Genomic DNA, 14,140 nt, shown 5'->3' with positions numbered 1-14,140 from the left:
TCGGCATAGGCGCCGCCCTCCCCCGCGCCGCCTATGCCGACATGTTCGGCCCCACCACCGGCGACCGCATCCGGCTCGCCGACACGTCGCTGGTGATCGAGGTGGAGCGCGACCACACCACCTACGGCGAGGAGGTGAAGTTCGGCGGCGGCAAGGTCATCCGCGACGGCATGGGCCAGTCCCAGGTCACCAACCAGGACGGTGCCGTCGACACCGTCATCACCAACGCGGTGGTCCTCGACCATTGGGGCGTGGTGAAGTGCGACGTCGGCCTGGTGAAGGGCCGGATCGCCAAGCTCGGCAAGGCCGGCAACCCGGATATCCAGCCGGGCGTCGACATCGTGGTCGGACCCGGCACCGAGGTCATTGCCGGGGAAGGCAAGATCCTCACGGCCGGCGGCTTCGACAGCCACATCCACTACATCTGCCCGCAGCAGATCGACGAGGCCCTGTGCTCGGGCGTCACCACCATGCTGGGCGGCGGCACCGGCCCGGCGCACGGCACCTTCGCCACCACCTGTACCCCGGGACCGTGGCACCTCGCCCGGATGATCGAGGCGGCGGAATCGTTCCCGATGAACCTCGCCTTCGCGGGCAAGGGCAACGCCGCGCGGCCCGAGAGCCTCGTCGAGATGATCCGGGCCGGGGCCTGCGCCCTCAAGCTGCACGAGGACTGGGGCACCACCCCGGCCGCCATCGACACCTGCCTGACGGTGGCCGACCTGTACGACGTGCAGGTGATGATCCACTCCGACACCCTCAACGAATCCGGCTTCGTCGAGGACACGATCATGGCCTTCGCGGGGCGGACCATCCACGCCTTCCACACCGAGGGGGCGGGCGGCGGCCACGCGCCGGACATCATCAGGGTGGCGGGGCTGGCCAACGTCCTGCCGTCCTCGACGAACCCGACGCGGCCCTACACGAAGAACACCATCGACGAGCATCTCGACATGCTGATGGTGTGCCACCACCTCGACCCGGCGATTCCCGAAGACCTCGCCTTCGCCGAGAGCCGCATCCGCCGCGAGACCATCGCGGCCGAAGACATCCTGCACGACATCGGCGCCCTCTCGATGATGTCGTCGGACAGCCAGGCCATGGGTCGGGTCGGCGAGGTCATCATCCGCACGTGGCAGACGGCGGACAAGATGAAGCGCCAGCGGGGTGCCCTGCCCGGCGACGCGAGCGGCAACGACAACCTGCGCGCCCGCCGCTACGTGGCGAAGTACACCATCAACCCCGCGATCGCACACGGCGTCTCGGCCCATATCGGCTCGGTGGAGCCGGGCAAGCTCGCCGACCTCGTGCTGTGGACGCCGGCCTTCTTCGGGGTGAAGCCCGACCTCGTGATCAAGGGGGGCGCCATCGCCACGGCCCCGATGGGCGATCCCAACGCCTCGATCCCGACGCCCCAGCCGGTGCATTACCGCCCGATGTTCGGGTCCTTCGGCCGGGTGCCCTTCGCCACCGCCCTGACCTTCGTTTCGAAGGCCGCGATCGAGGACGGGCTCGGCGAGCGCCTCGGGCTGCAGAAGCGCCTCGTCGCCGTCGAGAATGTCCGCGGCGGCATCTCGAAGAAGAGCATGATCCTCAACGACGCGACGCCCGACATCGCGGTCGACCCCGAGACCTACGACGTCCGCGCCGACGGCGAACTCCTGGTCTGCGAGCCCGCCGAGGTGCTGCCGATGGCGCAGCGATACTTCCTGTTTTGAGGTCGGATGCGTTCGACGCCCGCGGAGTCCCCCCTGTCCAAGGCTGCCGCCAGCCCATCCCAGGGGCACGACCTCTCCGAGAGCGACCTCTACCTGTGGACGCAGGATCAGGCCGCCCTGCTGCGCGCGGAGCGACGGCAGGACATCGACCGGCACCACCTTGCCGAGGAAATGCAACGCCTTCGGATCGAAGGTCGTCTCGACGTCAGCCCGAGCCTCCGAGCCTGGCCGGAGACGGTTCTGTCGAAGGCCTGTCACCTGGGGCGCGTTCGCGCAGCGGACGAGACCGGGCTGGCGGAACAGACCTGTCCGCCGGCTTGTCCCTCTACCCTGGCGCAGATTCTGGACGACAGCGTCTATCCGGGGGCCCTCGAGCCCCGCTTCACCTGATGAGCCCTGCCTGACCCATGACCGCCCGCACCGTATCGTCCCACGCCCCATGATCCGCGCCACGAAAGTCCTGCGCCGCGACGCCCTCTCCGGCGAGATCGTCGACCGCATCGTCCTCGACCACGGCGACCGGCATCGCCGGCGCATGGCCATGCGCACGGTGGGCGGCCTGTCCTTCCTCCTCGACCTGCCGGAGCCCGCGATCCTCGACGACGGCGACGCCCTGGTGCTGCAGGATGGGCGGCTGGTCTGGGTCGAGGCCGCGCCGGAGCCGTTGCTGGAGATCCGCGCGCCCGACGACCACGCCCTGAAGCGCCTGATCTGGCACATCGGCAACCGGCACATCCCGGCCGAGATCGGGGCCGACGCGGTCTATATCGCCTTCGACCACGTGCTCGCCGAGATGGTGCGGGGTTTGGGCGGCAGCGCCGAGGCGGTGGAGCGCCCGTTCCGGCCGGAGGGCGGCGCCTATGCGGGCGAGGCCGCGAGCCAGCACCATCACGGCCACCATCATCACGGCCACCATCATCACGGCCATTCGCACGACGACGCCGCGCACCCCCACGACGGCCATCGCCATGACCCCGCGCACCCTCATGATTGAGGCCCTGCGCCTGATGGCGTGGCTGTCGCCGGGCTATCCGGTGGGCGCCTATGCCTACTCGCACGGGCTCGAAGGGGCGGTGGAGAGCGGCGAGGTCGGCGGCGAGGCCTCGCTCACGGACTGGCTCGCCGACGTGCTCGCGCACGGCTCGGGCCGCAACGACCTCATCCTTCTCAGCCAGGCCCATGCGGCGGCGCTGGCCGGGGATGCGCGGACGCTGGCCGAGCTCAACGACCTCGCCCTCGCCCTGGCCCCCTCGCGCGAGCTGCACCTGGAGACGAGCCAGCAGGGCCGCAGCTTCCTCGACGCCACCGTGGCGGCCTGGGGCACCCCTGATCTCGACCGCCTCGCCGCCACCCTCGACGGGGCGGTGGCCTACCCGGTGGCCGTCGGCCTCGCGGCCGGTGCCCACCGGATGGCCCTGGCCCCGGTGCTCGCCGGCTTCGGCCTCGCCTTCCTGCAGAACCTCGTCTCGGCGGCCCTGCGCTGCGCACCCATCGGCCAGAGCGCGGGCACCCGGATCATCGCCGCGCTGACGCCGCGGGTGACGGCGCTCGCCGCCACGATCCCGGCCCTCGGGCGCGACGATCTCGGCAGCGCCACCCTGAACCTCGACCTCGGCTCGTTCCGGCACGAGACCCAGTATTCCCGGATCTTCCGCTCCTGAGGACACCTCTTGAGGACCCTGCGATGACCTCTCCCAACGGCCCCCTCCGCGTCGGCATCGGTGGCCCCGTCGGCTCCGGCAAGACCGCCCTGATGGAGCAGCTCTGCAAGCGCTTCCGCGACACCTACGAGATCTGCGCGATCACCAACGATATCTACACCAAGGAGGATGCCCGCCTCCTTACCGTGGCCGGCGCCCTGCCGGAGGAGCGGATCATGGGCGTCGAGACCGGCGGCTGCCCGCACACGGCGATCCGCGAGGACGCCTCGATCAACCTCGCGGCGGTGGCGGAGATGCGTCGGCGCTTCCCGAAGCTCGACCTCATCCTGATCGAGTCCGGTGGCGACAACCTCGCGGCCACCTTCTCGCCGGAGCTGGCCGACCTCACCCTCTACGTCATCGACGTGGCGGGGGGCGAGAAGATCCCCCGCAAAGGCGGCCCCGGAATCACCCGCTCGGACCTCCTCATCGTCAACAAGACCGACCTCGCACCCCTGGTGGGCGCCGATCTCGGGATCATGGAATCCGACACGAAGCGCATGCGCGGCGCCCGGCCCTACGTGTTCTCGTCCCTGCGCGACGGCCACGGGGCGGACGCCATCGCGCGCTTCGTGGTGGAGGCGGGCGGGCTGAGCTAGCCGGTCCGCCGGGCCTGACACGACGAAGGGCCCGGATCGCTCCGGGCCCCTTTTTGGTCCGCTCGTCCGGGTTGGCACTCAGGCGGCGCGCACGGTGGCCAGGAAGCGCTGGACCTCGGCGCTGAGGTGCTCGGACTGGCGCGAGAGCTCCGAGGCGGCGCCCAGCACCTGGCTGGCGGCCGCGCCGGTCTCCTCGGCCGCGCCCGCCACCCCCGCGATGTTGGTCGTCACCGCCCCCGTGCCCATCGCCGCCTGCGCCACGTTGCGCACGATCTCCTGGGTGGCCGCTCCCTGCTCCTCCACCGCCGCCGAGATCGAGGTGGCCACGCCGCTGATCTCGCGGATGCGCGCCGCGATCCCGTCGATGGCCGCCACCGCTTGGCCCGTCGAGCCCTGGATCTGGCTGATGTGCTCGCCGATCTCCTGCGTGGCCCGCGCCGTCTGGTTGGCCAGTTCCTTGACCTCGGCGGCCACCACCGCGAAGCCCCGGCCCGCCTCGCCGGCCCGCGCCGCCTCGATCGTGGCATTCAGCGCCAGCAGATTGGTCTGGCCGGCGATCGAGGTGATCATCGTCACCACGTCGCCGATGCGCGCCACCGCCGTGTTGAGGGTCTGCACGAAGCTGGCGGTCTGGGCGGCCTCGGCCACGGCGGTCTGGGCCATGGCGGCCGAGCTGCCGACCTGGCGGCCGATCTCCTGCACCGAGGAGCCGAGCTCCTCGGCCGCGGCCGCCACGGTGTTGACGTTGGCGGCGGCCTCGTCGGCCGCGGCCGCCACGCTGCTGGACTGGTTGGCGGTCTGGGTGGCGGTGCCGGCCATGCTCTGGGCGGTGGCCTGCAGCTCGGTGGCCGAACTCGTCACCATGCTGATGATGCCGCCCACCGCGCCCTCGAAGCTGTCGGCCATCGCCCGCATCGCCGCCTTACGCTGCGCCTCCGCCCCGGCCCGCGCCAGCACCGTCTCCTCCTCGAGCTTGCGGGTCTGGAGCAGGTTGTCCCGGAACACGCTCACGGCGGCGGCCATGTCGCCGATCTCGTCGCGACGGGTCCGGGACGGAATGTCCACGCTGGTGTCGCCCCCGGCCAGCCTGCCCATGGTGCGCGTCATGCGCTCGATCGGACGCGCCACGCCGAACAGGCTGAACAGCATCGTGCCGATGGCCGCCACCACCGAGATCGTCATCGCGATCCAGGCCGTCAGCATGGCCGAGCCGGCGCTGGCCAGGCTCAGCGCGGTGCTGTTCTGGGCGCCCTCCCGGTTGAAGTCGACGGCCCGCTGCAGGGCCCGGATGGCGCCGTTGTTCAGGTCGGCCATCGCGGCGCTGGTGGTGAGCGCCAGGGCGTCGGCCTTGCGGCCGGCCTTCATGAGGTCGATGACCTGCTGCTGGCCCTCGCCGTAGCGCGTCCATAGGGGCGTGAAGGTGTCGTAGAGCGCCTTCTCCTCGGCGGAGCTGATCAGCGGCTCATAGGTCCGGCGCAGGCCGTCGAGGGTCTTCATGGCGGTCTTCAGGCCCGCCTCGTTCTCGGCCAGCGCCTGCGGCGTCTCGGAGGCGACGACGAAGCGGTACAGCTTCACCCGCACGTCGCGCGTCGCCGTGCTGATCGTGTTCACGACGTTGACGGAGGGAAGCCAGTTCGTCGCGACCTCGTTCACCTCGCGCTCGATCGCCCTGAGCTTCACGACGCTGACCACGCCCTGACCCGCCGCGGCCACGCCGAGCAGGGTTACCGAACCGATCAGGATGGATTTCAGAGACACACGCATCGTTGTGGGACCGTCCGGATTTGCATTCCGACCGGAGCAAACAACTGCATGCTTAACATGGCGTTATCAGATTGGCCTGGAACGTAACGAGGACTGATTTGTCATGTTTCCGACGATCGATGCGGTTGGAGCGATTACGCCCAATGCTGTCCGTTCAACGGTTGCCGAAGCTCCCTATACGGTCCGACAGCGCCCGGTTACACGCGCCGCGTGAGGTCAGATACCCGCGTACCAGGGGAAGCCGAGCTCGGCGACCATGCTGCCACGCCCCTTGCCGAGGCCCTCGACCCGATCCACGGCCTCGATGGCGCTGATGTACTTCAGGCTCTTGTAGCCGAGCTGGCGCTCGACCCGCAGGCGCACCGGCGCCCCGTGCGCCACCGGCAGGTCGCCGCCGTTCATGCCGTAGGCGAGGATGGTCTGCGGATGGAGGGCGTCGAACAGGTCGTAGCTGTCCCACCAGCCATCGACGCTGCGCACCACGATGAAGCGCGCCTCCGGCCGCAGCCCGACCTGGGTCATCAGGTGGGCCAGCGGCACGCCGGTCCAGCCGCCGATGGCCGACCAGCCCTGCTCGCAGGCATGAAGCGTGATCTGGGTGCGGGCGGGCATCGCCCTCAGGTCGGCCAGGGAGAAGGCCCCCGGGCGCGCCACGAGGCCGGTGACCGGAAGCGTCCAGTCGGAGAAACCCAGCGCCTTCGAGCGCCGGTAATCGGGATTGTCCGGGTCGGTGGTGTTGATGGTCGGGAACACCGCCGAGATCGCCTCCGGCCCGAACTCGCGCACCAGGGGCTGGTGGCGCTGGAGCCAGCGCTGGACCGCGAAGGTCAGGCCGTTGCTCCAGTCGTAGGGGGTGGCGAGCCGCGAGAGCGCCGGGGCGTCGCAGCCGCCGAGGAGGCCGGCGCCGATCAGGCTGCCGGAGCCGGTGAGCAGGCGGCGGCGCGAGAGGTCACGCATCGGGGGGCTCCGCGAAGGGGGGGCGGGCCGTCGCTGGCGGAACCCGGAAGCGTCCGGTGATCATCGACCGCATCAGGTTGCCGGCCCCGCCGACGAAGACCTGGGCCACGTGGACCACGAGGAAGAGCACGAGCAGGCAGGCGACGGCGAAGTGCAGGGTGCGCGCCGATTGCCGGCCGCCGAACAGGGCGAAGAGCTCCGGATAGGCCGCCGTGACCCCCGGCGACATGGTGAGCCCGGTGAGCACCATCAGCGGAAACAGCACGAACAGGACGACGAGATAGGCGAATTTCTGCAGGGCGTTGTAGCGCAGGGCCTCGCGTCCGCGCGCCGGCTTGAGGCGGGCATGGTCGGCGATCTCGCGGGCGAGGTGGCCCGGGGCCAGCTGATCGCGATCCGGCACGAGGTCGCGGGCGAAGTGACCGCCCACGAAGGCCACGATGAGGTAGACGATCCCGTTGAGGACGAGCACCCAGGCCGCGAGGAAGTGCAGGTTGCGGCCCCAGCCCGTCTGTTCGAGGTTCACGGGCAACGGCAGGTCGAGGGCGGCCGGCGCCCCGTTGGCTCCGGTCTCGCCCCAGAACAGCCGCGGCAGGGCGAGCAGGATCGCGATGCCGCTGACCAGGAGCGCAAGGAACGCAACGGCGTTGAGCCAATGCGTCAGGCGCACCCAGGCGGCGTGCCGGTGAACCAGGGACGGTCCCGGATCCTCCGCCATCGGCGGGCGGCTCACGCGGGGGCCCGCAGCACGTCGAGGCGATAGCGCTCGGTGCGGCCCCTGCGGTCGGGTTCGAGGGCACCGCGGGTGAGAGCGATCAGCGTCTCGACCGCCGTATCGGCGCTCAAGGGGAAGTTCGTCTCCCCGAGCCAGTGGACCAGGATGACCTCGCCCCCCGGTTTCAGGGCCGCCGCCAGGCGCACGGCGATGTGGGCGAGGTCCTCGGGCGTGAAAAAGTACAGCACCTCGGAGAGCACCACGAGGTCGAACCGGCCGGGGGGCCACTCCGCCGGCACCGCGGCGCGCCGGAACGCGACCTGGGGGCACGCCGTGCAACGGGCGCGGGCGGCATCGAGGGCCGTCTCGGCCACGTCGAGGGCGAGCAGCGCCGCGCAGCGGTCGGCCAGCCGGCGGGTCAGCACGCCGATCGAGCAGCCGATCTCCAGGGCCTCCGGGTAGGTCTCGCGGCCCAGCGCCGCCAGGGTGGCCTCGTACTTGGCGTGCTCGTAGGGGCTTGTGGTGAAGTCCCACGGATCGGGGTTCGCGGCGTAGAGGTCCGTGAAGTAATCCGGCGGCAGCGTATGTGGGGAGCGTGTCATCACCGTCACCGCCTAAAGATCGGCCGGACCCTCGTCGGGGCCCGGCGCCCCGGCGGAATCGCGCCAGAGCCGGTCCGCAGGTCGCGCATCGCCGAGGACGTAGGCCGCCGCGCTGGTCAGGGCCCGGTCGGGTCCGGGCTGGCGCAGGTAGGTCGCCAGGTCGCGCGCCAGCCGCTCGAGGGGATGCGGACTGAGGAAGCCCGCCAATCCCACGGAGCGATGGGCCCGCTCCAGCACGTCGAGGCCGGCCCGCTCCACCGCGAGACGCGTGAGATTGACGTAGGCGATCACCCGGTCCGGCTCCGCCCCGGGGTCGGCGGCGAGCCGGGCGGCCTGAGCCACGAAGAGGCGGGCGCCCTCCACCGCGATCGCGGCCTCACCCAGGCGGGCCGCCTGATGCGGGTCGCCGCCGCGGCCGGTGGCCCGCAGATGCGCCCGCAGGACGTCGAACACCGCCTCGATGCCGCCGAGTTGTACCGCGGCGAAGCGCCAAGCGCCGGCGGAGAAGTGCGGCTCGGCGAAGTAGTCGTCCGGGCCACCGACGAAGCAACCGGGGCCGGCGGGCAGGCCGGTGAAGTCGAGGAGACCGGAGGTCGAGGCCCGCATACCCTGCGCCTGCCAGCCGGACAGGTCGGCCCGGGTCCCGGTCTCGAGATCCGCGATCAGCATCTGCTGGCGGCCGTCGGGCCGGCGCGCCGTGACCAGGGGGCGGGTGACCGAGCCGGCCCCGGAGGCGAAAGACTTGACCCCCGCCAGCATCCAGGCCTCCCCGGCCGGTGCGGGGCCGTCGAGGATTGCCAGGCTCGGGCCGTCGGCTTCCTCGGGGCTGAGGCCGGCCTTCTCGAGGCTGAGGCCGCCGGCTTTCTCGAGGCTGAGGCCGCCGGCCTGGGGCTGGGTATTCCAAACGCCGAACAGGTGTCCGGCACGGACGTCGCCGGCCAGCCGCTCCATCACCGCCGGCTCCGCATAGCGCAGCACCAGGGACAGGGCGTTGACGTGGCCTTCGTAGAGGCGACCGAGGGCGAGGCTGCCCCGGCCGATCTGCGCCAGGACATCGGCGAGAACCGGCGCCATCGCGGGGGCGTCGAGACCGGCCCCGCCCAGGGCTACCGGCAGCGGCGCGGCGAGCAGCCCGGCCCGATGCGCGTGGGTGATGTCCTCGGCCGGAAAACCGCCGTCCCGATCGAGGGCATCGGCGCGTTCGCCCGCGCGGTCCGCGACCGCGCGGGCCGCGGCCTGGATGCGGACGGCGTGGGTCTCCGAACGATCCTGAAGATGCCGATGCGATGGGATGAAGTTCATACCCAGCACATGGATCACGCCCGCGCGATCTCCAGATGGCGGGCGCGTTTAGAAGGCCGGTTTTCCCCGCGTCAAAGGGCGCTGGAGCGTCCCCGGATTAATCCGCCGTGGACGCCCGTGCCCGCTCGGCGCGGCCGGCCCGCAGGTCGGTCAGCATGTCCCGCACGGTCCAGCCCACAGTCAGCAAAGTGAAGCTGCCGATGGCCACGATCAGGGCAGCCCCCACCAGCATCTTGGCGGTCTCGATATCCACGGTCCAGGTTCCCGAATACAGGTGTGCGTCACCGCATTCCGCGATGAAAACGATGATCACGGTCTTAAGATACGCCTTGCTGCCGGAACCCGGCAGACCTGCCAGACGAAACGCTGGCATGCAGCGATCCGGGTCCGGCGGGTGCGGCCGCACACGGATGTCCGGCGCGGCTCCGGGGGAGCACACCTGTTTGGGCCGGCCGCCGGTCACGGATCGAGCGCGTCGTCCGCCTTCGAAGCCGGTGGGGCGTGCGGGTGTTTCCGGCTGCGAGCGCGGAGCGGGATCGAGGGGGGCGACCTCGCGCGGGAGCCGGACAGGGCTTGGCCGCGCAGGCGCGGAGCAAGCGTCCCCGGAGGCGGGTCGAGCGCCCGTCGAGCGCCCCTGGGTATCTTCGTTAAAGGTCCGGCGGCAATCCCTCCGGTATAAGGAAGGCCTCGGCGAGGCGCGTTGACTCAAGGTTGCTCTGATGTTCGTGCTCATCCTGGATGATGCGCCCCTGAACAACATGCTGATGGTGGAGGCTCTCCGCGACCTTCCCGGCTGCACGGCCCGTGATTTCCTCCGGCCCGACGATGCCCTGGCGTTCGTCCGCGAGCACCCGGCCGAGATCGGCGTTGCTATCTCCGACTTCGAGATGCCGGGCATGAACGGCATCGCGTTCATCCGCGCCGCCCGGGACATCCCGGGCTTCGAGCATGTGCCGGTGATCATGGTGACGAGCCTGGACCAGCGCGCGCTGCGCCGGGACGCGCTGGCCGCCGGCGCCACCGATTTCCTCGCCAAGCCCTTCGATCCGGTCGAAGTGCGCGCCCGTGTCTCGAACCTGCTCGCCCTCAACCAGGCGCGCCTGGCGCAGATCGACCGTGCGGCCTGGCTCGATCGCGAGGTGAAGGCCGCCACCGCCCTCATTGTCGCCCGCGAGCGCGAGATCATCAGCCTGCTGATGAAGGCCGTCGAACATCGCGACTCGGAGACCGGCAACCACGTGGCGCGGGTCGCCGAATACGTGGCCCGGATCGCCGAGGGCTTGGGCTTTGCCGCGGAGGAGGTGGAGCAACTCAGCCTGGCCTCCACCATGCACGATATCGGCAAGCTCAGCGTTCCGGATTCGATCCTGCTGAAACCCGGGCGCCTGTCCGCGGACGAGCGCCGGACGATGGAGACGCATGCCGAGCGCGGCCGTCGCATCCTCGAAGGCAGCGACTCGCGTCTGGTCCGCCTCGCGGCGGAGATCGCGGCCACCCACCACGAGCGCTGGGACGGCAGCGGCTATCCGGCGGGCCTCCGCGGGGAGGCCATTCCCCTGTCGGGGCGGATCGTGGCCGTGGCGGACGTCTACGATGCCCTGACCTCCGATCGGCCGTACAAGACGGCGTGGTCGCCGGCGGAAGCGTTGGCCCATCTCCAGGATGAGGCCGGGCGTCATTTCGATCCCGCCTGCGTGGAAGCCTTCCTGAAGTCTCGCACCCGCTGAACCAGACCGGTCGTGGCGCGGCGCTCAACTTCAGGAAGACTCCAGGATCCTGTTGCGTGACCTTAACCTTGATCCTGTCTTCGCCCGAACACAGTGATTTTTCGGGGACGGTTTCAGGAGGTCGGTAACCCGCCCCTCGTAAGCGTAACGGCATGACTGCCGCCCACGCCGCCAAGTTTGCCGCCTGTTTCCGCACGGACCAACGTGGCGGCGTCCTCGTTCTCGTCGCCCTGCTGTTTCCGATCCTGACCGGCCTGAGCGCCGTGGCGATCGACTACGCCTCCCTGGTCAAGCGGCGGGCCGAGCTCCAGCGCGCCGCCGACAGCGGCAGCATCGCGGGGGTCAACCAGTTCAAGCTCGCCAATGCGGACGACGCGGCCGCGATCCGCACCGCCAAGGCCATGGCTCTGGCCCAGGCCCGCAGCGGCAGCGCGGCGCCCCCGGCCGTGACGGCCGAGGTGCTCAACAACCATTCCGGCGTCCGCCTCACGCTCAGCGAGCAGGTCGCCCTGTCCTTCGGCAAGCTCCTCAACATCCCGAGCCTGGAGGTGAGCGTCTCGTCGACGGCGAAGCTCGCCGGCACCACGCGGCTGTGCCTGCTCGCCCTCGACCGCCAGGCGATGGGCGCCTTCCACCTGGAGAGCGCGGCCCGCATCACCGCCACCGATTGTTCGCTCTACTCGAATTCCACCCACCCGGAGGGCATCCAGGGCGAGAACGCGGCGGTGGCCACCGCCCTCTCCACCTGCTCCGCCGGCGGCTATTCCGGGTCGGGCGCCAACTTCACGCCGCCGCCGGCCACCGGGTGCCCCGCCCTGCGTGATCCCCTGATCGATCGGCAGGGCCCGACGCCGGGCTCCTGCGTCAGCCTCGGCTTCTTCGTCGATCCGAAGAAGTTCATCGACGGCATCGACGACCCGACCTACGGCGTCAACGTCGTGAGCGGGATCGTCACCCTGCAGCCCGGCACCTATTGCGGCGGCCTGCACATCACCAAGGGCGCGGTCGTGACGCTGCAGCCCGGGATCTACATCCTCAAGGACGGCCCCCTCGTGGTCGACAAGGATGCCAGCCTGAGCGGCGTCAACACGGGCTTCTACTTCACCGGCGTGCGCGGCGGCCTGCTCTTCGACGAGAAGAGCATCATCAGCCTCACCGCGCCGAAGACCGGCCTGCTGGCGGGGCTGCTGTTCTTCGAGGACCGCAACGCGACCATTCCGTCCATCCTGCCGCTGCCGCTCGGCGGAAAAGGCAAGCCCAAGCCCGCGCCCGGCGGGTTCATCGCCCTGCGCGAATACCGCATCATCAGCGACAATGCCCGCACGCTCCTGGGGACCATCTACCTGCCCCTCGGCCGCCTGATCATCGATTCCAAGAAGCCGGTCGCCGACCAGTCGGCCTACACGGTGATCATCGCCCGGACGATCAACCTCTATGACGGCCCGAACCTGATGCTGAACGCCCGCTACGGCAGCACCGACGTGCCCGTGCCGGCCGGCGTCGGACCGAGCTCGGCCGACACGCAGCTCACGCAGTAGGCCGGGCGCCACCGACAGGCGGCTCGTGCTGGCCGACCGGCCGGGCCGCTCAGCGCGGCGGGCAGGCGGTGCCGCTACCCAGGACGACTTCGGGGCTCATGCTCGCGTAGCGCCGGCCGTAGCGGACCGGCCACAGGGTCTTGCGGGTGATGACGAAGCCCGGGCCGCCATCCCTGAACAGGGACGAGCCGGTCACCGGCTTGTAGGGCGCGCTGATCTCCACGAGCAGCAGGCGCGTCCCCTTCGGCTGCAGGCTGTCGGCGACGGCGACGGGGGCGGGCGCCCCGGGGGCACGAACCGGCGACCCCGCCGCGGCCACGCTGGAGCAGATCTGCAGCGGGCCCGTCTCGGTGTCGCCCACCACCCCCACCGCGCTCACCGTCATCTGCACCCCGGTGCCGTCGAAGGGCGCGAGCACGATGGGCGCCACCTGGAACACGTCGTTCACCTCGTCCGCCGTCGGCATCGTGCGCTGGGAGAGCGTGTCGCCGATGGTGCGGGACAGGATGTCGACCTTGCGCACGTTGCGCATCACGCTCGTGATCTCCACCGCTCCGAAGTAGATGAGCAGCAGCACCGGTACGATCAGGGCGAATTCGACGATCGCGACGCCGTCCTCCGCCCGTGCGAAGCCCGCGGCGACCCGCTCACCCATCCGACGGCGTGCGATCACGGAGCGAAGGCGCGCGACCGCCATGACTCAACAGCCGCTGCCGCCGGTGGAGTTGCCCTCCAGCTGCAGCACGGACGTGGCGTTGATGAGCCAGCTTCCGTCCTGAAACTGGGTCTTCACGACACCGAACTTCTGGAACGTGTGCTGCGCGAAGGCGGCCTGGACCACCACCACGCTGCCCTTCGTGAGACAGCCGTGCTGGACGCCGAAATCCGCCCGCCAGGTCCCCGAGGCGGGGTCGATCGGGCTGGTCCGGTCGATCCGGGTGAAGCTCTCGTAGACGCCGATATCGATCTTCAGGTTCTCGCAGCGGACGAACGGATTGACCTGGCGGCAGACCTCGCTGCGCACTGCGTCGAGGAGCGAGGTCGCCGAGGCGCCGGACTGGACGTAGAACTGCCGCATCGAGGCATCGAGGCCGTTGTCCAGCGCCGACGTGACCCAGAACACCAGCGCGTTCTCGAGGACGAAGAAGATCAGGATGCAGAGGGGAAACAGGACCAGGGCGAATTCGACCGCCATGGCGCCCGACTGATCCTGCCGGAACCGCCGCGGACCGGATCGCGCCAGGACGATGCGCAGCGACGTCCCGCTCCCGCCGCCGGGTGCGTGGCTAGAACCTGCGGCAACGCGATCGGGATTCACGAGTTCAGGATTTGCGGGATCGCACATGGATACGGGCGGCATACGGATCGGGCGGCCGATCGGAACGCGTTCGAGGGGGCGTCGGCAGCCCTGCCCTGGTCTAGCGCCGACCACTTAAGATTCCGGCAAGCCGGACGAAGCGATGTCCCGCCGGAAAGGTATCGAGGCATTCGTGGCCGCGCCGCCAAGACTTCGCGTGG

The 14,140-nt window shown here is 70.4% G+C and carries 15 protein-coding genes; 7 read left to right on the top strand and 8 right to left on the bottom strand.

Annotated elements, in window-relative coordinates; translation table 11 throughout:
* Positions 1-5 precede the first annotated feature (5 nt).
* The 5 genes from ureC to ureG are packed head-to-tail and all read left to right on the top strand — an operon-like array spanning position 6 to position 4,017.
* The gene (ureC, locus tag AC0IY1_RS23255; RefSeq protein WP_471772781.1) at positions 6-1,718 is read left to right on the top strand and encodes an urease subunit alpha; all 1,713 of its coding nucleotides are present in this window, start codon (positions 6-8) and stop codon (positions 1,716-1,718) included.
* A gap of 6 nt (positions 1,719-1,724) precedes the next feature.
* A complete protein-coding gene (locus tag AC0IY1_RS23250) occupies positions 1,725-2,108 on the top strand; it encodes a DUF29 domain-containing protein (protein ID WP_471772779.1) in 384 nt (127 codons plus the stop codon).
* A 49-nt stretch (positions 2,109-2,157) separates the two neighbouring features.
* Positions 2,158-2,712: an urease accessory protein UreE gene (locus tag AC0IY1_RS23245; protein ID WP_471772777.1), complete on the top strand. Its 555-nt coding sequence runs from the start codon at positions 2,158-2,160 to the stop codon at positions 2,710-2,712.
* Positions 2,687-3,379: an urease accessory protein UreF gene (locus AC0IY1_RS23240; protein ID WP_471772775.1), complete on the top strand. Its 693-nt coding sequence runs from the start codon at positions 2,687-2,689 to the stop codon at positions 3,377-3,379. Before AC0IY1_RS23245 ends, AC0IY1_RS23240 begins: the two co-directional genes overlap by 26 nt.
* A 23-nt stretch (positions 3,380-3,402) precedes the next feature.
* Positions 3,403-4,017, top strand: a complete 615-nt coding sequence (gene ureG, locus AC0IY1_RS23235) for an urease accessory protein UreG (RefSeq protein WP_055958291.1) — start codon at positions 3,403-3,405, stop codon at positions 4,015-4,017.
* Between the two features lie 78 nt (positions 4,018-4,095).
* On the opposite strand, the gene AC0IY1_RS23230 is transcribed toward ureG, so the two are convergent.
* From AC0IY1_RS23230 to AC0IY1_RS23205, 6 genes are all read right to left on the bottom strand, one after another.
* A complete protein-coding gene (locus AC0IY1_RS23230) occupies positions 4,096-5,781 on the bottom strand; it encodes a methyl-accepting chemotaxis protein (RefSeq protein ID WP_471772773.1) in 1,686 nt (561 codons plus the stop codon).
* A 216-nt stretch (positions 5,782-5,997) separates the two neighbouring features.
* Positions 5,998-6,738 carry a molybdopterin-dependent oxidoreductase gene (locus tag AC0IY1_RS23225; RefSeq protein WP_471772771.1) on the bottom strand — a complete coding sequence of 247 codons (741 nt, stop codon included), beginning with the start codon at positions 6,736-6,738 and terminating at the stop codon, positions 5,998-6,000.
* Entirely contained in the window at positions 6,731-7,456 is a 726-nt protein-coding gene (locus AC0IY1_RS23220) for a cytochrome b/b6 domain-containing protein (RefSeq protein WP_471772769.1), read from the bottom strand. Before AC0IY1_RS23220 ends, AC0IY1_RS23225 begins: the two co-directional genes overlap by 8 nt.
* An 11-nt stretch (positions 7,457-7,467) precedes the next feature.
* Complete coding sequence (locus AC0IY1_RS23215) at positions 7,468-8,058, bottom strand: class I SAM-dependent DNA methyltransferase (RefSeq protein ID WP_471772767.1); 591 nt, start codon at positions 8,056-8,058, stop codon at positions 7,468-7,470.
* 9 nt (positions 8,059-8,067) lie between these two features.
* Positions 8,068-9,375, bottom strand: coding sequence for an acyl-CoA dehydrogenase family protein (locus AC0IY1_RS23210; RefSeq protein ID WP_471772764.1), 1,308 nt, complete (start codon positions 9,373-9,375; stop codon positions 8,068-8,070).
* Between the two features lie 79 nt (positions 9,376-9,454).
* Positions 9,455-9,730 carry a hypothetical protein gene (locus AC0IY1_RS23205; RefSeq protein WP_471772762.1) on the bottom strand — a complete coding sequence of 92 codons (276 nt, stop codon included), beginning with the start codon at positions 9,728-9,730 and terminating at the stop codon, positions 9,455-9,457.
* A 346-nt stretch (positions 9,731-10,076) separates the two neighbouring features.
* On the opposite strand from AC0IY1_RS23205, the gene AC0IY1_RS23200 reads away from it, so the two are divergent.
* Positions 10,077-11,084, top strand: a complete 1,008-nt coding sequence (locus tag AC0IY1_RS23200) for an HD-GYP domain-containing protein (protein WP_471772760.1) — start codon at positions 10,077-10,079, stop codon at positions 11,082-11,084.
* A gap of 152 nt (positions 11,085-11,236) precedes the next feature.
* On the top strand, positions 11,237-12,622 hold the full coding sequence (locus AC0IY1_RS23195) for a pilus assembly protein TadG-related protein (protein WP_055958313.1): 1,386 nt from the start codon (positions 11,237-11,239) through the stop codon (positions 12,620-12,622).
* Between the two features lie 49 nt (positions 12,623-12,671).
* Here the strand turns inward: AC0IY1_RS23195 and AC0IY1_RS23190 are convergent, their stop codons facing one another.
* Positions 12,672-13,319 (bottom strand): TadE/TadG family type IV pilus assembly protein, encoded by a 648-nt coding sequence (locus AC0IY1_RS23190; protein WP_055958315.1) that lies wholly within the window; start codon positions 13,317-13,319, stop codon positions 12,672-12,674.
* Between the two features lie 3 nt (positions 13,320-13,322).
* A complete protein-coding gene (locus tag AC0IY1_RS23185) occupies positions 13,323-13,817 on the bottom strand; it encodes a TadE/TadG family type IV pilus assembly protein (protein ID WP_471772757.1) in 495 nt (164 codons plus the stop codon).
* Positions 13,818-14,140 lie beyond the last annotated feature (323 nt).

It is taken from the genome of Methylobacterium sp. AC690, assembly GCF_979256535.1.
Note: the sequence above shows the minus strand (reverse complement) of the source record. Positions and strands in the feature narration are given on the sequence as shown.

Bases quoted from the DNA above. Each gene is read 5' to 3' on its own strand.
- AC0IY1_RS23250 (WP_471772779.1), top strand. From the start codon at position 1,725: ATGCGTTCGACGCCCGCGGAGTCCCCCCTGTCCAAGGCTGCCGCCAGC.
- AC0IY1_RS23245 (WP_471772777.1), top strand. From the start codon at position 2,158: ATGATCCGCGCCACGAAAGTCCTGCGCCGCGACGCCCTCTCCGGCGAG.
- AC0IY1_RS23240 (WP_471772775.1), top strand. From the start codon at position 2,687: ATGACCCCGCGCACCCTCATGATTGAGGCCCTGCGCCTGATGGCGTGG.
- ureG (WP_055958291.1), top strand. From the start codon at position 3,403: ATGACCTCTCCCAACGGCCCCCTCCGCGTCGGCATCGGTGGCCCCGTC.
- AC0IY1_RS23230 (WP_471772773.1), bottom strand. From the start codon at position 5,781: ATGCGTGTGTCTCTGAAATCCATCCTGATCGGTTCGGTAACCCTGCTC.
- AC0IY1_RS23225 (WP_471772771.1), bottom strand. From the start codon at position 6,738: ATGCGTGACCTCTCGCGCCGCCGCCTGCTCACCGGCTCCGGCAGCCTG.
- AC0IY1_RS23220 (WP_471772769.1), bottom strand. From the start codon at position 7,456: ATGGCGGAGGATCCGGGACCGTCCCTGGTTCACCGGCACGCCGCCTGG.
- AC0IY1_RS23205 (WP_471772762.1), bottom strand. From the start codon at position 9,730: ATGCCAGCGTTTCGTCTGGCAGGTCTGCCGGGTTCCGGCAGCAAGGCG.
- AC0IY1_RS23200 (WP_471772760.1), top strand. From the start codon at position 10,077: ATGTTCGTGCTCATCCTGGATGATGCGCCCCTGAACAACATGCTGATG.
- AC0IY1_RS23195 (WP_055958313.1), top strand. From the start codon at position 11,237: ATGACTGCCGCCCACGCCGCCAAGTTTGCCGCCTGTTTCCGCACGGAC.
- AC0IY1_RS23190 (WP_055958315.1), bottom strand. From the start codon at position 13,319: ATGGCGGTCGCGCGCCTTCGCTCCGTGATCGCACGCCGTCGGATGGGT.
- AC0IY1_RS23185 (WP_471772757.1), bottom strand. From the start codon at position 13,817: ATGGCGGTCGAATTCGCCCTGGTCCTGTTTCCCCTCTGCATCCTGATC.